At 67.0% G+C, this 18,018-nt stretch carries 18 protein-coding genes and 1 pseudogene; 17 read left to right on the top strand and 2 right to left on the bottom strand.

Annotated features, from left to right (window positions below; translation table 11 throughout):
- The first annotated feature begins 4 nt into the window (after positions 1–4).
- From SCH01S_RS12525 to SCH01S_RS12515, 3 genes are all read left to right on the top strand, one after another.
- Complete coding sequence (locus SCH01S_RS12525; RefSeq protein WP_046349157.1) at positions 5–586, top strand: sigma-70 family RNA polymerase sigma factor; 582 nt, start codon at positions 5–7, stop codon at positions 584–586.
- A complete protein-coding gene (locus SCH01S_RS12520; RefSeq protein WP_046349351.1) occupies positions 583–1,248 on the top strand; it encodes an anti-sigma factor in 666 nt (221 codons plus the stop codon). Before SCH01S_RS12525 ends, SCH01S_RS12520 begins: the two co-directional genes overlap by 4 nt.
- Before the next feature lie 104 nt (positions 1,249–1,352).
- Positions 1,353–1,907 carry a fasciclin domain-containing protein gene (locus tag SCH01S_RS12515; RefSeq protein WP_046349156.1) on the top strand — a complete coding sequence of 185 codons (555 nt, stop codon included), beginning with the start codon at positions 1,353–1,355 and terminating at the stop codon, positions 1,905–1,907.
- 118 nt (positions 1,908–2,025) lie between these two features.
- Here the strand turns inward: SCH01S_RS12515 and SCH01S_RS12510 are convergent, their stop codons facing one another.
- The gene (locus SCH01S_RS12510) at positions 2,026–2,988 is read right to left on the bottom strand and encodes a glycerophosphodiester phosphodiesterase (RefSeq protein WP_046349155.1); all 963 of its coding nucleotides are present in this window, start codon (positions 2,986–2,988) and stop codon (positions 2,026–2,028) included.
- Positions 2,989–3,125: 137 nt separating this feature from the next.
- Between SCH01S_RS12510 and SCH01S_RS12505 the strand changes: the two genes are divergently transcribed.
- The 4 genes from SCH01S_RS12505 to SCH01S_RS12490 all read left to right on the top strand — a co-directional run bounded on the left by SCH01S_RS12505 (position 3,126) and on the right by SCH01S_RS12490 (position 8,504).
- On the top strand, positions 3,126–4,307 hold the full coding sequence (locus tag SCH01S_RS12505) for a glycosyltransferase family 4 protein (protein ID WP_046349350.1): 1,182 nt from the start codon (positions 3,126–3,128) through the stop codon (positions 4,305–4,307).
- A gap of 212 nt (positions 4,308–4,519) precedes the next feature.
- Entirely contained in the window at positions 4,520–7,441 is a 2,922-nt protein-coding gene (gene ileS, locus SCH01S_RS12500) for an isoleucine--tRNA ligase (protein ID WP_046349154.1), read from the top strand.
- Positions 7,442–7,534: 93 nt separating this feature from the next.
- Complete coding sequence (lspA, locus tag SCH01S_RS12495; RefSeq protein ID WP_046349153.1) at positions 7,535–8,044, top strand: signal peptidase II; 510 nt, start codon at positions 7,535–7,537, stop codon at positions 8,042–8,044.
- Positions 8,037–8,504, top strand: coding sequence for a DUF3035 domain-containing protein (locus tag SCH01S_RS12490; protein WP_046349152.1), 468 nt, complete (start codon positions 8,037–8,039; stop codon positions 8,502–8,504). The genes lspA and SCH01S_RS12490 overlap by 8 nt, the downstream gene beginning before the upstream one ends.
- Before the next feature lie 145 nt (positions 8,505–8,649).
- Here SCH01S_RS12490 and SCH01S_RS12485 read toward each other — a convergent pair whose 3' ends face one another.
- On the bottom strand, positions 8,650–9,216 hold the full coding sequence (locus SCH01S_RS12485; RefSeq protein WP_046349151.1) for an HNH endonuclease: 567 nt from the start codon (positions 9,214–9,216) through the stop codon (positions 8,650–8,652).
- A gap of 97 nt (positions 9,217–9,313) precedes the next feature.
- Here SCH01S_RS12485 and gluQRS point away from each other — a divergent pair, with 97 nt between their 5' ends.
- The 10 genes and pseudogenes from gluQRS to sufC all read left to right on the top strand — a co-directional run bounded on the left by gluQRS (position 9,314) and on the right by sufC (position 17,919).
- Complete coding sequence (gene gluQRS / locus SCH01S_RS12480; RefSeq protein ID WP_084689559.1) at positions 9,314–10,165, top strand: tRNA glutamyl-Q(34) synthetase GluQRS; 852 nt, start codon at positions 9,314–9,316, stop codon at positions 10,163–10,165.
- A 9-nt stretch (positions 10,166–10,174) separates the two neighbouring features.
- Positions 10,175–10,402: an HIG1 domain-containing protein gene (locus SCH01S_RS12475; protein ID WP_046349150.1), complete on the top strand. Its 228-nt coding sequence runs from the start codon at positions 10,175–10,177 to the stop codon at positions 10,400–10,402.
- Positions 10,403–10,542: 140 nt separating this feature from the next.
- Complete coding sequence (locus SCH01S_RS12470) at positions 10,543–11,115, top strand: cob(I)yrinic acid a,c-diamide adenosyltransferase (RefSeq protein WP_046349348.1); 573 nt, start codon at positions 10,543–10,545, stop codon at positions 11,113–11,115.
- Between the two features lie 66 nt (positions 11,116–11,181).
- On the top strand, positions 11,182–12,486 hold the full coding sequence (gene egtB / locus SCH01S_RS12465) for an ergothioneine biosynthesis protein EgtB (RefSeq protein WP_245612259.1): 1,305 nt from the start codon (positions 11,182–11,184) through the stop codon (positions 12,484–12,486).
- Positions 12,483–13,445, top strand: coding sequence for an L-histidine N(alpha)-methyltransferase (gene egtD / locus SCH01S_RS12460; protein WP_046349149.1), 963 nt, complete (start codon positions 12,483–12,485; stop codon positions 13,443–13,445). The genes egtB and egtD overlap by 4 nt, the downstream gene beginning before the upstream one ends.
- 224 nt (positions 13,446–13,669) lie before the next feature.
- Positions 13,670–14,539 (top strand): 3-hydroxybutyryl-CoA dehydrogenase, encoded by an 870-nt coding sequence (locus tag SCH01S_RS12455; protein WP_046349148.1) that lies wholly within the window; start codon positions 13,670–13,672, stop codon positions 14,537–14,539.
- A gap of 203 nt (positions 14,540–14,742) precedes the next feature.
- Positions 14,743–15,147, top strand: a pseudogene (locus tag SCH01S_RS12450) (SUF system Fe-S cluster assembly regulator); the annotation flags it as partial.
- A gap of 122 nt (positions 15,148–15,269) precedes the next feature.
- A complete protein-coding gene (gene sufB, locus SCH01S_RS12445) occupies positions 15,270–16,739 on the top strand; it encodes a Fe-S cluster assembly protein SufB (RefSeq protein WP_046349146.1) in 1,470 nt (489 codons plus the stop codon).
- A gap of 35 nt (positions 16,740–16,774) precedes the next feature.
- Positions 16,775–17,077, top strand: a complete 303-nt coding sequence (locus tag SCH01S_RS16555) for a hypothetical protein (protein WP_157032922.1) — start codon at positions 16,775–16,777, stop codon at positions 17,075–17,077.
- Positions 17,077–17,919, top strand: coding sequence for a Fe-S cluster assembly ATPase SufC (sufC, locus tag SCH01S_RS12440; protein WP_046349346.1), 843 nt, complete (start codon positions 17,077–17,079; stop codon positions 17,917–17,919). Before SCH01S_RS16555 ends, sufC begins: the two co-directional genes overlap by 1 nt.
- The last annotated feature ends 99 nt before the right edge of the window (positions 17,920–18,018 follow it).

The following is an 18,018-nucleotide window of genomic DNA, read 5'->3' as shown; positions in this document are numbered from 1 at the left end:
GCGCATGGAGCTGGTGCGATCGGCGGCTCCGCCGGATGGAGACGCGGCGCGAGAGCGGCTGGTCGGCGCGATTGCCGGCGCTGCCGCGGGCGACCGGCGCGCGTTTCACGAGCTGTACCAGCGCACGTCGGCGAAACTTTACGGGGTGTGCTGCCGTATCTTGGGCGAGGGACAGGATGCGGAGGACGCGTTGCAGGAAGCCTATGCCAATGTCTGGCGGCGCGCCGACCGCTTCGACGCGTCGCGCGCGAGCCCGATCACCTGGCTGGCGGCGATCGCGCGCAATGCCGCCATCGACCGGCTGCGGGCGCGGGGCACGCGACGCACGGCGCCGATCGACGATGCCTATGGCGTGGCGGACGAGAGTCCGCGCGCCGACGCGCTGCTGGAGCGGGACAGCGACGCCCGCCGCCTCCACGGCTGCCTGGCCGAGCTGGGCGGCGGCGAAGCGGCGCTGATCCGCACCGCATTTCTGGAAGGCGCGACCTATTCCGAGCTGGCCGAGCGCAGCGGCGAGCCGCTCGGCACGATCAAGAGCCGCATCCGCCGCGCGCTGATCAAGCTTCGCGATTGCCTGTGCCGATGACCGACGACGACGACCTGCAAGCGGCGGAGCACGCGCTCGGGCTGACCGACGCAAGTGCGCGCGAGGCGAGCGATCCGGCCTTTGCGGCAGCCGTCGATGCCTGGCGCGCGCGGCTCGATCCGCTGCTCGGCCCCGAGCGCGCGCCCCCGCCGCAGCTGTGGGACCGGATCGTCGCGCGCCTGCCCGCCAACGACGTCGCCCCCGCCGACCCGGCGCGACGCTGGCGCCTCGCCACCTTCGCGGCAAGCGCGGCCGCGGCCATCCTGCTTGGCGTGGTGATCGCACGGCCGGATGGCACCGTTCCCGTGACGCAGGCGGCCGTACCGGCGCACATGATGGTCGCGTCGCTGACGCCGAAGGAGGGCAGCGGCGTCGTCAGCATCACCTATGACAAGAGCGCGGGCCGGATGGTGGTGAACCCGGTCGGCATGGACGCGCGCGGCAAGGCCCCGGAGCTGTGGGTGATCCCGGCAGACGGCAAGCCGCGGTCGCTGGGCGTGGTGCCCGAAAAGGCGGCGGCGACGATGATGGTGAGGCCCGAGCATCGCGCGATGCTGGCGAAAGGGGTGATGCTGGCGCTGTCGCTGGAGCCGGCGGGCGGCTCACCCACCGGCCAGCCGACCGGGCCGGTCGTGATGACCGGTATCATGTCCGCGGTTTGAGGCGTATATTTAGCCGCGGCGGTGCATCCGCCGTCACATTTGTTGCGTAGCTCGACTCAGCGGCGACCGGGAGGGATGCCGCGGATCTGCAAGAGGGACAACAAATGAAAACCACCCTGAAAGCCGCGGCTGCGGCTCTTTCGCTCGCGTTCGTGATCTCCGGTGCCTATGCGGCCGAAAAGACCGTGATGGTCGGCGGTGCGGCGATGTATCCGTCGAAGGACATCGTCGACAACGCGGTGAACTCCAAGGATCATACGACACTGGTCGCGGCCGTGAAGGCGGCGGGCCTGGTCGACACGCTGAAGGGAGCGGGGCCGTTCACCGTCTTCGCGCCGACCAACGCCGCGTTCAACAAGCTGCCGGCGGGCACCGTCGACACCCTCGTCAAGCCCGAGAACAAGGACACGCTGACCAAGATCCTGACCTATCACGTGGTGCCGGGGCGGATGACGTCCAGGGACCTGATGGCTGCGATCAAGGCAGGTGGCGGCAAGGCGACGCTGACCACGGTCGAAGGCGAGCCGCTGACCGCGTGGATGAAGGGCGGCACGCTGGTGCTGACCGACGCCAAGGGCGGCAACAGCGACGTCACGATCAAGGACGTGATGCAATCGAACGGCGTGATCCACGTCGTGGATACGGTGCTGATGCCGTAGGGGTTTTTCTCCCCTCCCTGAAAGGGAGGGGTTGGGGGTGGGTGTCGCCGCAGGCGATCAACACTCGGCCTTTGGCGTTTTGCTCGGCCTTCGGCCGATACCCATCCCTAACCCCTCCCTAGAAGGGAGGGGAAAATGCTTTGACCGCCTCCCCCGGAAAATCCGTGAACAGGCCGTCCACGCCGGCGCTCGCGAACATGCGCAGTTCGTCGGCGCCGCGGCCGTGGGTGCGGGGATCGGGGCCGGTGCGGAGTTCGGCCGGAAGGAACAGGTTCTCCGCGCGGAAGGTCCAGGGAATGACCTTCAAGCCGGCGGCGTGCGCGTCGTCCACCAGACTCGTCGGCGGCAGCGAGCGGCCGTCCGGGTCGCGCGGGACGATCAGCGCCTTGGCGGGGCCGATCGCATCGGCATAGCCGGCGATCGTCCGCAAACCCCCGGGCGTGGTCATCGCCGCGTAGCTTTCGGCGCCGCCGTCGGCAGGCGCGCCTTTTTCCTCCAGCAACTGGACCAGCTTCAGGTTGGTCGCCGAACGAAGCGCTTTCAGATTGCCGACTTCGAAGCTCTCGATCCAGACCGGATCGTCGCGGCGGGTCCAGCCGTTGCGGGCGAAGGTTGCGACCAGCGTCTGCTCGATCGGCAGACCGATGGACGCGAAATAGCTGGAATGCTTGATCTCGGCGACGACGCCGCGGCCGCGATCACGGGCATAGGCGATTAGTTCGTCGAGGGTGACGATGGGCTCGTCGCGATACGCGGTGTTGGCCGGGCGGAGCTGCGGCAGCCGTTCGCGGGCGCGCAGCGTCTTGAGCTCGGCGAGGGTGAAGTCCTCGGTGAACCAGCCGGTCAGCGTGTGGCCGGCGATTGTCTTCGTCGTGCGGCGAACGGCGAATTCGGGGTGGTCGGCGACGTCCGTGGTGCCGGAGATTTCATTCTCGTGGCGGGCGACGAGGTGACCGTCTTTCGTCGGCACGACGTCGGGTTCGACGAAGTCCGCGCCCTGATCGAACGCCAGCGCATAGGCGGCGAGCGTGTGTTCCGGCCGCTCGCCGGAGGCGCCGCGATGGCCGATCACAAAAGGCATAGGCCGTCTCCCCTCGTCACCCCGGCCTTGAGCCGGGGTCCCGCTTACTGAGCGAAGAAAGAAGAAGCGGGATGCCGGATCAAGTCCGGCATGACGAAAAGTTGAGAAGCCGGCGCGGGGCGACTAACAGCACGCCGATGCAAGCCAGCGACCTTCGCATCGCGCTGTTCAGCGGCAACTACAACTATGTCCGCGACGGGGCCAACCAGGCGCTCAACCGGCTGGTGGGCTATCTGCTCCGCCAGGGGGCGCAGGTGCGCGTCTATTCGCCGACGACCGATACGCCCGCCTTTCCGCCCGCCGGCGAGCTGGTGTCCGCGCCCAGCTTCGCCTTTCCGGGGCGGCCGGAATATCGCTTTTCGACCGGCATCCCGGCGCGGCTGCGGCGCGATCTGGACGGATTCCGGCCGAACCTGTTCCATGTCGCGGCGCCCGACGTGCTGGGGCACCGCGCGGTCAGCTTCGCGCGGCGGCGAAACCTGCCCGTTGTCGCGTCGGTGCACACGCGGTTCGAGACCTATCCGCGCTATTACGGGCTCGCTTTCCTGGAGCCGGTGATCGAGGGCATCCTGCGCCGCTTCTACCGCCGCTGCGACGCGATCGTGGCGCCATCCGATTCGATGGCGCAGGTGCTGCGCGACCAGCGCATGAGCTATGACGTCGGCATCTGGACGCGCGGCGTGGACCGGGAGATCTTCAACCCCGGCCGCCGCGACCTCGAGTGGCGGCGCGGGCTCGGCATCGCGGACGATGACGTCGCGATCGGGTTCCTCGGCCGGCTGGTCATGGAAAAGGGCCTCGACGTGTTTTCGGACGCGATCGACGGGCTTGTCCGCCGGGGCGTGAAGCACCGCGTGCTGGTGGTCGGCGACGGGCCGGCGCGCGACTGGTTCGAGCGACGGCTGCCCGACGCGGTGTTCGCCGGCTTTCAAGGGGGCGCCGATCTGGGTCGCGCGGTCGCCAGCATGGACGTGCTGTTCAACCCCTCCGTCACCGAGACGTTCGGCAACGTCACGCTGGAAGCAATGGCGTGCGCGGTGCCGGTCGTCGCTGCGATCGCGACCGGGAGCGAGAGCTTGGTGCGCGACGGCGTGACCGGGCGGCTGGTGCGGCCGGGCTGGATCGAGGGATTTGCCGATGCGCTTTCGGTCTATGCGACCGACGCGGACGTGCGGCGGGCGGCGGGCGCCGCGGGCGAAAAGGCGGCCGAGCGCTTCGGCTGGGACCAGGTGAACCAGGCGCTGGTCGACACCTACCTCCGCGTCCTCCGCCAACGCGCCGCCGGCGGCACCGTGCCGCGCATGGGGCCTGTGCCTTAGGTTTTTTGGTTCTCGCGAAGACGCGAAGGCGCGAAGAGTTCGAGCGGGTCTCGGCCGGCGGAGCCGATCCTTTAGCCAGTTCATCTCCGGCTCCGCCGGAAGGGCAACGAGGATGAATGCTTCACCGTCCCTTCGCGGCTTCGCGTCTTCGCGTGAACCAACTGACGTGCGTGTAGAAAACCACACACAGGCGCGCTAAGGGCGCCGGACTTATGGCCGATACTCCTCCCGACTACCGCGACACCGTCTTCCTGCCGAAAACCGACTTTCCGATGAAAGCGGGCCTTGCGCAGAAGGAGCCGGCGATTCTGGCGCGGTGGCAGGCGATGGGGCTGTATCAGCGGCTGCGCGAGAAGCGCGCCGGGCGGCAGCGGTTCATCCTGCATGACGGCCCGCCCTACGCCAATGGCGACATCCATATGGGCCATGCGATGAACAAGGTGCTGAAGGACATCATCGTCCGCAGCCAATCGCTGATGGGCAAGGATGCGCCCTACATCCCGGGCTGGGACTGCCACGGCCTGCCGATCGAATGGAAGATTGAGGAGGAATACCGGAAGAAGAAGCTGAACAAGGACGACGTGCCGCCGGCCGAGTTCCGCGCCGAATGCAGGGCCTATGCGGCGAAGTGGGTCGGCATCCAGAGCGAGCAATTCCAGCGCCTGGGCGTGATGGGCGACTGGGACGACCCGTATCTGACGATGAAGTTCGACAGCGAAGCGTCGATCGTCGGCGAGCTGCTGAAATTCGCCGAGACCGGCCAGCTGTATCGCGGCGCCAAGCCGGTGATGTGGAGCCCAGTCGAGAAGACCGCGCTGGCCGAAGCCGAAGTCGAGTATGAGGACATCACGTCCACGCAGATCGACGTGGCGTTCGAGATCGTCGAGAGCCCGATCCCGGAACTGGTCGGCGCGCATGCGGTGGTGTGGACGACCACGCCGTGGACGATCCCGGTCAACCAGGCGATCGCCTATGGGCCGGAGGTGGACTATGCGCTGACATCGTGCCGCACCCACGACGGACCGAAAATCGGACCCTTTCTGGTCGCGACCGAGCTTGTGGAGGCGTTTCAGAGCAGGGTTGATGCTCTTCTTCGCGGGCCATCGGATCCCGAACTCGATGGTTGCTGGTCGATCGACAGCTTCCACTCCGGCGCCGATCTCGCCGGGACGATCGCCCGTCACCCGATGCACCATCTCGGCGGCTTCTTCGCGAAGCCGCGGCCGTTCCTTCCGGGCGATTTCGTCACCACCGACCAGGGCACGGGCCTTGTCCATATGGCGCCGGATCATGGCGAGGACGATTTCGAGCTGTGCAAGGCGCACGGGCTGGAGCCGGTGTTCGCGGTCGAGGGCGACGGCAAGTATCGCGCCGACTGGGCGTGGCTGGGCGGCCAGGGATCGGTGATCAACCCCAAGTTCAACGCGCCGGACGGGCCGATCTGTTCCGACTTGGCGCAAGCCGGCGCGCTGCTGGCGGCGAGCGCAGACTATCGCCACAGCTATCCGCATAGCTGGCGGTCCAAGGCGAAAGTGATCTTCCGGGCGACCCCGCAATGGTTCATCGGGATGGATAAGCCCCTCTCCCAGCGGGAGAGGGAGGGACCCGCCGCGCAGCGGTGGGAGGGTGAGGGCGACCAAACCCTGTCGCCCTCACCCCGCTCGCCAGAGGCGAGTCGCCCTCTCCCGATGGGAGAGGGAAGTAACGCCCCCACCCTCCGCGAACTGGCGCTCGACTCGATCGAACGGACGCGGTGGGTGCCGGAGAAATCGCGCAACCGGATCGCGGCGATGGTCGAGGGACGGCCGGATTGGGTCATCTCCCGCCAGCGCGCCTGGGGCGTGCCGATCGCGCTGTATGTGAACCGCAGGACCGGCGAGTATCTGCGCGATCCCGCGGTCAACCACCGGATCATCGAGGCATTCCGCGCCGGCGGGGCCGATGCGTGGTTCCTGGCCGATCACCAGGCGTTGCTTGGGCCCGATTACGACGCGGTCGACTATGAGCCGGTCGGCGACATTCTCGACGTGTGGTTCGACAGCGGCTCGACGCACGTGTTCGTGATCGAGGCGCGCTACGGCATGGACGCGCGCGCGGACCTGTATGTCGAAGGCTCCGACCAGCATCGCGGCTGGTTCCAGTCGTCGCTGCTGGAAAGCTGCGGCACGCGCGGGCGGGCGCCTTATGCGGCGGTGCTGACCCACGGCTTCGCGCTCGACGGGCAGGGGCGCAAGATGTCAAAGAGCCTGGGCAACGTCGTCGACCCGCTGAAGGTGATGAGCGAAAGCGGCGCCGATATCCTGCGCATGTGGGTCGCCTCGACCGACTATTTCGAGGACGTGAAGATCGGCAAGGAAGTGCTGGCCGGCGCGTCCGACGCGTACCGGAAGCTCCGCAACACCTTCCGATATCTGCTGGGCGCGCTGGACGGGTTCGGCGAGGCCGAGCGCACGACCGAGTTTCCGGAGCTGGAACGCTATATCCTGCACCGGCTGGCGGAACTGGACCGCGAGCTGAAGGAGGCGGTGAACGGCTTCGAGTTCAATCGCTACGTCCGGCGGCTGAGCGAGTTCGCGAACGAGGACCTGTCCGCCTTCTTCTTCGATATCCGCAAGGACTGTCTCTATTGCGACGCGCCCGCGTCCCCGAAGCGGCGGGCGTACCGGACGGTGCTGGACATATTGTTCAATGCGCTGGTGCGGTATCTGGCGCCGGTGCTGCCGTTCACGACCGAGGAAGTGTGGCAGACCCGTCTCTCGACTTCGCTCGAGATGAGCGGGTTGGAGTCCGTGCACTTCGCGGAATGGCCTGAGGTGGATGCGGGGTGGCTGGACCCGGCGCTTAGCGCCAAGTGGGATGCGCTGCGGTCGCTTCGAGGACAAGTCACCGAAGCGATCGAACCGCTGCGCCGTGAGAAGGTGATCGGATCGAGCCTTGAGGCCGAGGTGACGGTGCCGGAGCGCGCCGACGCCGACCTGGAGGAGCTGTTCATCGTGGCGAAGGTCTCGCCCGGCGATACGATCGCGGTGACGAGGACCGAGCGCCTGAAATGCGGCCGTTGCTGGCGGCATTTGCCGGAAGTGCCGGAGGATGGGGCGCTGTGTGCGCGGTGTTCGGAGGTGGTGGGTGCGTAACCAGACTCCGTTCGCTTCGAGCGCAGTCGAGAAGCGGAGCTCGACGTCACGCGCGTTTCTCGACTTCGCTCGAAACGAACGGAGTGGAGGTCTTTGTCGGTGAGCAATACCCGCCGCCTTGGCCTTCTCATCGCGCTTGCGGTCTTCGTCGTCGACCAGCTGGTGAAGTGGGTGATGACGGGGCCGCTCGACCTGCTGACGGTCGGGACGGTCGAGCTGCTGCCGATCTTCCGCTTTCACTTCGTGCCGAATTACGGCGTGTCGATGGGATTCCTGACCGCCGGGTCCGAGACGATGCGCTGGGCGCTGGTGGCGCTGACGGCGGCGATCGGGACCGGCGTGCTGGTCTGGCTGTGGCGCGAAAAGAACCGGGGCGACGTCGCCGCGCTGGGCCTGGTGCTGGGCGGTGCGATCGGCAACATCCTGGACCGGGTGCGGTTCGGCTACGTGGTCGACTTCCTGGACCTGCACTTCGGCGACTTCCGCCCCTTTTTGGTCTTCAATGTCGCCGACGCCGCGATTACCATCGGCGTTCTGATCCTGCTCGGGCGCGCGCTGTTCATGCGCCAGGCAAACGAACCCGCGGAGAATGTGAATGCGTAATGTGATTGTCCTGGCCGTGGCGGGGCTGACGCTCGCGGGCTGCGGCGGCGGCGGACTGAACCGCGCGCGCCCCGACGAGTTCGCGGTGGCGCGCCGCGCGCCGCTGGTCGTGCCGCCCGATTTCGCACTGGCGCCGCCCAAGCCCGGCGCGCCGCGGCCGCAGGAGGCCGACAGCTCCACCCAGGCGCTGCAGGCGATGTTCGGCGGCCCCGCCCCGCGCAGCGCGCCGGAGCAGGCGACGCTGGGCAATGCCGGCGCGAGCAATGCGGTGCCCGGCATCCGTTCCGAAGTCGGATCGCCCGCGACGACGGCGGTCGACAAGGGCGCGGTGACTCGCGACATCATCGCTGCTCCGGAGGGTGACGGGCAGGACGCGCGGGCGAGCACGACGGCAGTGACGCCGGCGCCGGCCGCGACGCCGACTCCGGAGCCTTCGCCGAGTCCGACACCGCAGAGCTAGCCCTCACCTCTCCCGTAGGGAGAGGTCGAGTCAGCGCGTGCGCTGACCGGGTGAGGGGATCGTGGAAGTTCGGATAGGCCCGATCCCCTCACCCCGCTCGCGCCATAGGCGCGAGTCGCCCTCTCCCTGTGGGAGAGGGACGAGGTCAAGCCTGCAGCTCGACGTCCCAGTAGAGCCAGTCGCGCCAGGTTTCGTGCAGGTAATTCGGCGGGAAGGCGCGGCCGTGGTCCTGGAGCTGCCAGGTGGTCGGGCGGTAGGGCTGTTCGAACAGCGCCATATGCGCTTCGGTGGGGGTGCGGCCGCCCTTTTTCAGGTTGCAGGGCGCGCAGGCGGTCGAGACATTTTCCCAGGTGGTGCGGCCGCCATAGGCGCGGGGGACGACGTGATCGAAGGTGAGGTCGCGACTGGTGCCGCAATATTGACAGCTGAAGCGGTCGCGGAGGAACAGGTTGAACCGGGTGAAGGCCGGGTGTTGCGAAGGCCGCACATATTGCTTGAGCGCGATGACGGACGGCAGCTTCATCGCGCTGGTGGGACTTCGAACCTCTTTCTCGTAGGATTCGATGATGTCGACCCGATCGAGGAACACCGCCTTGATCGCCGTCTGCCAGGGCCAGAGGCTCAACGGATAGTAGCTGAGCGGCGTGTAATCGGCGTTCAGCACCAGGGCCGGGCAACTGTCCGGATGTCGGATCAGATCGGGATGGTACAAACGCCGTTCCCCTTTCCACGCGCCCCAGGCTTGTGCCCGAGGAGAATGACGACGAAATGACATTCCGCCCGAGTCCCCGTCAAGCCGATCCCCGATTTTGTCCCTAGACTTATCCACAACACGATTCGCGCCGAGCCCGACCGGCAGGCTGCACCTGGGCCATGCGATGAGCGCGGTGCTGTCCCACGACTTCGCCCGGGCGCGCGGCGGCCGCTTTCTGCTGCGCATCGAGGACATCGATCCGGGCCGCGCCCGCGAGGAACATATCGCCGGGATCGAGGGCGACCTGCGCTGGCTGGGACTCGATTGGGACGGCCCCGTCGTGCGCCAGTCGCAGCGGCTGGCGCTGTATGCCGAAGCGCTGGAACGGCTGAAGCTGCGCGGGCTCGTCTATCCCTGTTTCTGCACCCGCGCCGATATCGCTCGCAGCGCTTCTGCGCCGCACGGTCCCGACGGCCCTTTGTATCCGGGCACGTGCCGGGACCTGCGCGCGCCCGATCTGGACCGGCCGCACGCGTGGCGGCTGGACGTCGCCAAGGCGATAGCGCTGACAGGCCCGCTCAGCTGGCGCGACGAACGCGTGGGCACCGTCGCGGCGCGGCCCGAGCTGCTGGGCGACGTGGTGCTGGCGCGCAAGGATGCACCGGTCAGCTATCACCTGGCCGTCACCGTCGACGATGCCGCGCAGGGCGTGACCGACGTGATCCGGGGCGAGGATTTGTTCCTGTCGACTCATGTTCACCGGCTGCTGCAGGATCTGCTGCAGCTGCCGACGCCCGCCTATCACCATCACCGGCTGCTGATCGGACCGGACGGCGAGCGGCTGGCGAAGCGGCACGGCGCGCTGGCGCTCGCCGATCTGCGCGCCGACGGCGTCGATCCGCAGGCTATCGTCGCAGCCTTTCGCGCCGGCACCGCGCCGCTTGGATTTCGCCTCTCCAAGGACTAGATTGCGGGCATGACTCTCTTCCTCTGGATCCTGATGATCGCGGCCGCGATCGCCGCGGTGGTGATGCTGATTCGCGGCGTCGTCACCTTCCTGCAGACGACCGAGGCGGACCTGAAATCGGGCAATACCGGCCCGAGCGCATCGGGGCTGAAGCAGAACCGGATGATGATGGGCCGCATCTTCTTCCAGGCGATCGCGGTGTTCATCGCCGCGCTGCTGATGCTGCTGGCGCGGTAGGAGGGTGAACCAACCTTCGCGGGGTTCGGCCTGAGCCTGTCGAAGGCCTCCCTTTCTTTTGCGGCGTGAAGAAGGAAAGGGAGGGCTTCGACAAGCTCAGCCCAAACCGAGTTCAGGGCGAGCCGAACGGAGTTTGGGATTTGGTCAAGCTCAACAAGATCTACACGCGGACCGGCGACTCGGGTACGACCGGGCTGGTCGACGGATCGCGCGTGTCCAAGGCCGATCCGCGAATGGCGCTGATCGGCGATGTCGACGAGGCGAACAGCGCGCTGGGCGTGGCGATCGCGGCGTTGGGCGACGATCCGATCGTGCGCGATCTGACGCGCATCCAGAACGACCTGTTCGACCTGGGCGCCGATTTCGCGACGCCGGGCGAGGACTTCGCCCCTTCGGAAATGACGCTCCGCATCGTGCCGGCTCAGGTCGAGCGGCTGGAGCGCGAGATCGACGCGATGAACGAGGGACTGGCGCCGTTGCGCTCCTTCATCCTGCCGGGCGGGACGCCGGGCGTGGCGGCGCTGCACCTGGCGCGCGCGGTGGTCCGCCGCGCCGAGCGGACGGCGGTTGGCGCCGCGACCGAAATTGTGCTGAATCCGGCCGCGCTCGCCTATCTGAACCGTCTTTCCGACCATCTGTTTGTCGCGGCGCGCGCGGTCGCGGCGCAGCAGGGCGGCGACGTGCTGTGGGTTCCGGGCGCCTCGCGCAGCTAAGCTCCTGCCGCAAATAAGAACAAAAAGGTAACGACAAGCGCGCAATCCGCCCCTATGATGGCACGGATGACGCCGTTTGCGCATCTGGGGGAGGCGGAGCCGCTGGCCGCGCTATTCGGGCGCGTGCGGGGGCTGAGCATGGACCTGGCGGCGCCGCTGTCGGACGCGGATGCCACCGTCCAGTCGATGGACGACGCCTCGCCCGCCAAATGGCACCTGGCGCACACCAGCTGGTTTTTCGAGACCTTCGTGCTGCGGGACGTGCCCGGATATCGGGCGTTCGATCCGGCATACGCCTATCTGTTCAACAGCTATTACGAGGCCGAAGGGCCGCGCCATGCCCGACCGCGGCGGGGCATGCTGACGCGGCCGAGCCTCAATGAGGTGCGGGCGTATCGCGCGCATGTGGACGCGGCGCTGGCCGATGCCCTGCCGGGGCTTGGCGCGGAGGCGCGGGGGCTGGTCGAGCTCGGCTGCCATCATGAGCAGCAGCACCAGGAATTGCTGCTGACCGATATCCTGCACCTGTTTGCGCAGAATCCGCTGCGGCCGGCGGTTTGGAGCCCGGAACCTGCTTCTCCTCTGTCGCTCGTCACGAGCGAAGTCGAGGGGCGCTGGGAAGGGCCGGACGTACGCCCCTCGACTTCGCTCGGGACGAGCGGGCTCGGGTGGATCAGCCATGAAGGGGGAATCGTCGAGATCGGCCATGCCGGTCCTGGCTTTGCGTTCGATTGCGAGGGGCCGCGGCACCAGGTGCTGCTGACTCCTTACGCGCTTGCCGATCGGCCGGTGACCAATGCGGAATGGATCACCTTCATCGAGGATGGCGGCTATCGCGAGCCGCGCTGGTGGCTGTCCGACGGCTGGGCCTGGGTGCAGCGCGAACGGGTGGAGGCGCCGCTTTATTGGGAGCGCGACGGCGCCGGGTGGGTCAGCTTGGGGCTGGACGGGCTGAAGCCGGTCGATCCGGCCGCGCCCGTTACGCATGTCAGCTTCTACGAGGCGGATGCTTATGCAAGCTGGGCGGGCGCGCGGCTGCCGACCGAGGCGGAATGGGAGCATGCCGCTGCCGGGCTGGACCCCAACGACGGCGAATTCCTTGATGCCGCGGGGCCGGTGCGGCCGCGTCGCGGCGGTCTTTTTGGAAGTGTCTGGGAATGGACCGGCAGCGCCTATCGTCCGTATCCGGGCTTTCGGCCCGCAGAAGGCGCGGTCGGCGAGTATAACGGCAAGTTCATGAGCGGGCAGTTCGTGCTGCGCGGCGGATCGTGCGCGACCCCGCGCGGCCATGTGCGGGCGAGCTACCGCAATTTCTTCTACCCCCATCAGCGCTGGCAATTCACCGGCGTGCGGCTGGCGAGGGATTTGTGAACCTGCTCGCGCCCAACCGGATCGACCCCGCGTTTCGCGCCGATGTGCTGGCCGGGTTCCGCAGCGCCCGGCGCGCGATCCCGGCGCGCTGGTTCTATGACCGCGCCGGTTCCGAGCTGTTCGAACGCATCACCGGCCTGCCCGACTATTATCCGACGCGCGTCGAGACGGCGCTGCTCCAGCGGATCGCGCCCGAAGTGGCCGAGCGGGTCGGGCCGGGGCGCGCGGTGGTGGAGTTCGGATCGGGATCGTCGATCAAGACGCCGCATCTGCTGGAGGCGGTCGCGCCCGCCGCCTACGTGCCGATCGACATTTCGGGCGAGTTCCTGCGCGAAAGCGCGGCCGCGCTTGCCTCCGACTTCCCGAAGCTGTCGATCCTGCCGGTCGAGGCCGACTTCATGCACCCGATCGCGCCGCCGCCGGAGATCGCGTCGCTGCCGAAGCTCGGTTTCTTCCCCGGCTCGACGATCGGCAATATGGTCGCGCGGACCGCGGTCAACCTGCTGCGCGCGATGGTCGAGACACTGGGCGTGGGATCGATGCTGCTGATCGGCATGGACCGGATCAAGGACGTGAGCGTGCTGATCCGCGCCTATGACGATCCCGAGGGCGTGACGGCGGCGTTCAACCTGAACCTGCTCCATCGCATCAACCGCGAACTGGACGCGGACATTCCCGTCGACGCGTTCCGCCACCGCGCGATCTGGAACGACCGCTTCGCGCGCATCGAGATGCACCTGGAGGCGACGCGCGACGTCGCCTTCAGCATCGAGGGCGAGCGCTTCACGATGGCGGCGGGCGAGACGATCCACACCGAGAACAGCCACAAATACGGCCCCCGCGACGCCCGCCTGCTGCTGCGGGCCGGCGCCTGGACGCCGATCGCGGAATGGACAGATGACGAGGATCGGTTTGCGCTGATCCTGGCCGAGGCGCAGCCGCCGGGGACGGCGCCGTAAAAATTGGTTCGCGCGGAGGCGCGGAGGCGCGGAGGGTCCGCGTTTCAGGATCACTTCGGCGAAGCCGAGCTAAGCTTTGACCGGCTTCGCCGGAGAGTCGCGTAACCTCGGACTCTCTGCGCCTCCGCGCCTCCGCGCGAACCATTCTTTCTTTTCTTCCAACCCGAGCGCCGTCAAAGGCAGGTGGATGCCGGATCAGGTCCGGCATGACGAAGGGAAGTGCAATGAAGGCAGTCGGAGTGATCGGCGCCGGGCAGATGGGCGCGGGGATCGCGCAGGTTTCGGCGCAGGCGGGGTATCGGGTGTTTTTGGCCGATGTGAGCCGAGAGGTGGCGGAGAAGTCGAAGGCGGGGATTGCCAAGCAGCTCGACCGCGCGGTTTCCAAGGAAAAGATCAGCCAGGCCGACCGCGACGCGGCGCTGGCGCTGATCGAGCCGGTGGCGGACTATGGGCCGATGGCCGAGGCGGGCTTGATCGTCGAGGCGGCGACCGAGAATGAGGCGATCAAGCGCAAGATTTTCGAGAGCGCGGGCAAGGTGCTGGCGGCCGACGCGGTGCTGGCGTCCAACACATCGTCGATCCCGATTACGCGGCTGGCGCAGGCGGCGCCGGACCCCGCGCGCTTCATCGGCGTGCATTTCTTCAATCCGGTGCCGGTAATGGGGCTGATCGAGGTGATCCGCGGACTCGCGACCTCCGACGAGACGGTCGCGAAGGTGGAGGCGTTCGGGCAGAAACTCGGCAAGCGGATCGTGCATGCGAACGACGCGCCGGGCTTCATCGTCAACCGCGTGCTGATGCCGATGCTGAACGAGGCGTGCTTCGCGCTGGGCGAAGGCGTGGCGACGATCCCCGACATCGACGCGGCCTGCCAGCTGGGGCTGAACCACCCGATGGGGCCGCTGACGCTGGCGGATTTCATCGGGCTGGATACGTGCCTGTCGATCACGCGCGTGCTGTTCGACGGGACGGGCGACCCGAAATTCCGGCCGGCGCCGCTGCTGGTCAAATATGTCGAGGCCGGGTGGCTGGGGCGGAAGACCGGGCGGGGGTTCTACGACTATTCCGGGGCGGAGCCGGTGCCGACGCGGTGAATGAGCACCTCTCCTACGGGGAGAGGTCGAGACGGCGAAGCCGTCCGGGTGAGGGGGTGCGGAGCTTCGCATTCGAACGCCGAACCCCCTCACCCCGCTCGCGGCTTTGCCGCGAGTCGCCCTCTCCCCGCAGGGGAGAGGGAAGCTTGACTCCGCCCCCTCCCTCCACCAGATGCAATCCGACCAAATCAGTCCGATTGACTATGCGCCTGTCTAACCTTGCCGATTATGCCGTCGTGATCATGTCCGCCGCCGCGCGGGCGGGGGACGGCGCGCGGCTGTCGGCGACGGTGCTGGCGGAGGAGACGGGGATTCCGCTGCCGACCACGCAGAAGCTGCTGGGCAAGCTTGCCGGCGCGGGGCTGTTCCGCTCGGCGCGGGGCGGCGGCGGCGGGTTCGTGCTGACGCGCTCTCCGCAAGCGATCAGCCTGGCCGACGTGGTCGAGGCGGTCGAGGGGCCGATCGCGATGACCTCCTGCGTGGACGAGGGCCGCCACGACTGCGCGCTGGAAGGCGCGTGCCAGGTGCGGCCGCATTGGGGGCCGGTGAATGAGGCGATCAGGGGGGCGCTGTCCCAGGTCACTTTGCAAAGTCTGACCGCCCCCGCTCCGGTTCGGGCTGAGCCTGTCGAAGCCCTCCCTTCTTCTTTTTTGAATTCAGAAAAGAAAGGGAGGCCTTCGACAAGCTCAGGCCAAACCGAGTTTGGGATTCAGGCTGGAGTGAATTCGTAATGGCGACCCGTAACCAGGAGGCGTTCGACGTCGCCGAGAAGCTCTCCACCTATGAATGGGGCTTTAGCAGCGACCTGGAGCAGGAATTCGCGCCCAAGGGGCTGGACGAGAGCACCGTCCGCTTCATTTCGGCGAAGAAGAACGAGCCGGAATGGATGCTCGACTGGCGGCTGAAGGCGTTCCAGCTGTGGCAGACGATGGAAGCGCCGGATTGGGCCAAGCTGAACGTGCCGCCGATCGATTACCAGGACGCCTATTATTACGCGGCGCCGAAGCACAAGCCGACGCTGAAGAGCCTGGACGAGCTAGATCCGGAAATCCGCCGCACCTATGAAAAGCTCGGCATCCCGATCGAGGAGCAGAAGGTCCTCGCGGGCGTCGAGGGCGCGCGCAAGGTGGCGGTCGACGCGGTGTTCGACTCCGTCTCCGTCGCGACGACCTTCCGCAAGGAGCTGGAGGCGGCCGGCGTCATCTTCCGCTCGATTTCCGAGGCGATCCGCGAATATCCGGAGCTGGTGAAGAAATGGCTCGGCCGCGTGGTGCCGATCCACGACAATTACTTCGCGACGTTGAACAGCGCGGTCTTCAGCGACGGCACGTTCGTCTACATCCCCGAAGGCGTGCGCTGCCCGATGGAGCTTTCCACCTATTTCCGGATCAACGCCGAGAATACGGGGCAGTTCGAGCGGACGCTGATCGTCGCCGACAAGGGATCGCACGTCTCCTATCTCGAAGGCTGCACCGCGCCGATGCGCGACGAGAACCAGCTCCACGCCGCCGTGGTCGAGCTGGTCGCCCTGGACGATGCCGAGATCAAATATTCGACCGTCCAGAATTGGTATCCGGGCGACGCCGAGGGCAAGGGCGGCATCTATAACTTCGTGACCAAGCGGGCGCTGTGCCAGGGCCGCAACGCGAAGGTGTCCTGGACCCAGGTCGAGACCGGCAGCGCGATCACCTGGAAATATCCGAGCTGCGTGCTCGCGGGCGAGAACAGCGTCGGCGAGTTCTATTCGGTCGCGGTGACGAACAACTATCAGCAGGCCGATACCGGCACCAAGATGATCCATCTGGGGAAAGGCAGCCGCTCGACGATCGTTTCCAAGGGGATCAGCGCCGGCAAGTCGAACAACACCTATCGCGGGCTGGTCCGCGTCGGCCCGACCGCGGAGGGCGTGCGCAATTTCACCCAGTGCGACTCGCTGCTGCTGGGCCACGAATGCGGCGCCCACACGGTGCCGTACATCGAGGTCAAGAACCCGAGCGCCCAGATCGAGCACGAGGCGACCACCAGCAAGATCAGCGACGACCAGCTGTTCTACGCGATGAGCCGCGGGCTGGGGCAAGAAGACGCCGTGGCGCTGATCGTCAACGGCTTCGCGAAGGAAGTGCTGCAGCAACTCCCGATGGAGTTCGCCGTGGAAGCGCAGAAGCTGCTGGGGATTAGCCTTGAGGGGAGCGTGGGGTGAGCGAGGAGACGTCACCGGCTCTTCGAGGCCGAATAGTGGCTGCCTTGGTCGAGCCCGTATTTTGGCTCGTCCTTCTATTGGCGGCTGCCATCACGACATATTTTTGGTCAGCCAAAAAATCGGACCGCTCGTTTTGGGCGGAAATGGCATGTTCCGGATACCTTTTCCCTAAACACCTCGAAGACGGTTCGGTGGTTAAGCGCGATCTGGAAGGTCCGGACGAGCAGAAGGCAGCCTTCTCCGAGGCGGCTCGGAGGATTGGCTTCAACAAAGAGAAATCCCGCGTCGCGGGCACATCAGCCTCCGTTCTTTGCAACCAGCCTAACAAGGCGAAATGATGCTCAAGATTGAAAACCTCCACGCCACTGTCGACGACAAGCCGATCCTGCGCGGGCTCGACCTCTCCGTGAATGCGGGGGAGGTGCATGCGATCATGGGGCCGAACGGGGCGGGCAAGTCGACGCTCGCCTATGTGCTGGGTGGGCGGCCGGGGTATGAGGTGACGGAGGGGTCGGTCACTTTCAAACCGGTTCAGGCTGAGCCTGTCGAAGCCCTCCCTTCCCCTTCTTCGCCGCCGCAAGAAGAAGGGAGGTCTTCGACAGGCTCAGGCCAAACCGAATTGGGCGCGTTGAACCTGTTGGAAATGGAACCGCACGAACGAGCCGCCGCGGGGTTGTTCCTCGGCTTTCAGTATCCGGTCGAAATCCCCGGCGTGTCGAACGTGCAGTTCCTGCGCACGGCCCTCAACGCGCAGCGCCGCGCACGGGGCGAGGACGAGCTTTCGGCGGGCGATTTCCTGCGGCTCGCCAAGGCCCAGGCCGAGGCGCTGGGGCTCGATTTCGACATGCTGAAGCGGCCGGTGAATGTCGGCTTTTCGGGCGGCGAGAAGAAGCGCAACGAGATGGTGCAGATGGGGATCATCGATCCCCGCTTCGCGGTGCTGGACGAGACCGACTCCGGCCTCGACATCGACGCGCTGAAGGCGGTCGGAGAAGGCATCAACCGCATCATGCGCAAGCCCGACAAGGGCGTGCTGCTGATCACCCATTACCAGCGGCTGCTCGACTATGTGCGGCCGGACTTCGTCCACGTGCTGGCGGGCGGGCGCATCGTGCGCTCGGGCGGGCCGGAACTGGCCCACGAACTGGAGCGCGAAGGGTATGGAGCGCTGGCGGCGTGATGCGTGCGCTGAACCTAATCCTCCCCGGGACGGGGAGGTGGCAGCGCGAAGCGCTGACGGAGGGGGCCCCGGGCAGGTCGGAGCGGGCGATGGGCCCCC

Source organism: Sphingomonas changbaiensis NBRC 104936 (genome assembly GCF_000974765.1).
Classification (GTDB): Bacteria; Pseudomonadota; Alphaproteobacteria; order Sphingomonadales; family Sphingomonadaceae; genus Sphingomonas_B; species Sphingomonas_B changbaiensis.
The sequence above is the reverse complement of the archived record's forward strand: the minus strand, read 5'-3'. Positions and strand labels throughout refer to the sequence as shown.

Bases quoted from the DNA above. Each gene is read 5' to 3' on its own strand.
- SCH01S_RS12525 (WP_046349157.1), top strand. From the start codon at position 5: ATGGAGCTGGTGCGATCGGCGGCTCCGCCGGATGGAGACGCGGCGCGA.
- SCH01S_RS12520 (WP_046349351.1), top strand. From the start codon at position 583: ATGACCGACGACGACGACCTGCAAGCGGCGGAGCACGCGCTCGGGCTG.
- SCH01S_RS12515 (WP_046349156.1), top strand. From the start codon at position 1,353: ATGAAAACCACCCTGAAAGCCGCGGCTGCGGCTCTTTCGCTCGCGTTC.
- SCH01S_RS12510 (WP_046349155.1), bottom strand. From the start codon at position 2,988: ATGCCTTTTGTGATCGGCCATCGCGGCGCCTCCGGCGAGCGGCCGGAA.
- SCH01S_RS12505 (WP_046349350.1), top strand. From the start codon at position 3,126: ATGCAAGCCAGCGACCTTCGCATCGCGCTGTTCAGCGGCAACTACAAC.
- ileS (WP_046349154.1), top strand. From the start codon at position 4,520: ATGGCCGATACTCCTCCCGACTACCGCGACACCGTCTTCCTGCCGAAA.
- SCH01S_RS12490 (WP_046349152.1), top strand. From the start codon at position 8,037: ATGCGTAATGTGATTGTCCTGGCCGTGGCGGGGCTGACGCTCGCGGGC.
- SCH01S_RS12475 (WP_046349150.1), top strand. From the start codon at position 10,175: ATGACTCTCTTCCTCTGGATCCTGATGATCGCGGCCGCGATCGCCGCG.
- egtB (WP_245612259.1), top strand. From the start codon at position 11,182: ATGACGCCGTTTGCGCATCTGGGGGAGGCGGAGCCGCTGGCCGCGCTA.
- SCH01S_RS12455 (WP_046349148.1), top strand. From the start codon at position 13,670: ATGAAGGCAGTCGGAGTGATCGGCGCCGGGCAGATGGGCGCGGGGATC.
- sufB (WP_046349146.1), top strand. From the start codon at position 15,270: ATGGCGACCCGTAACCAGGAGGCGTTCGACGTCGCCGAGAAGCTCTCC.
- sufC (WP_046349346.1), top strand. From the start codon at position 17,077: ATGCTCAAGATTGAAAACCTCCACGCCACTGTCGACGACAAGCCGATC.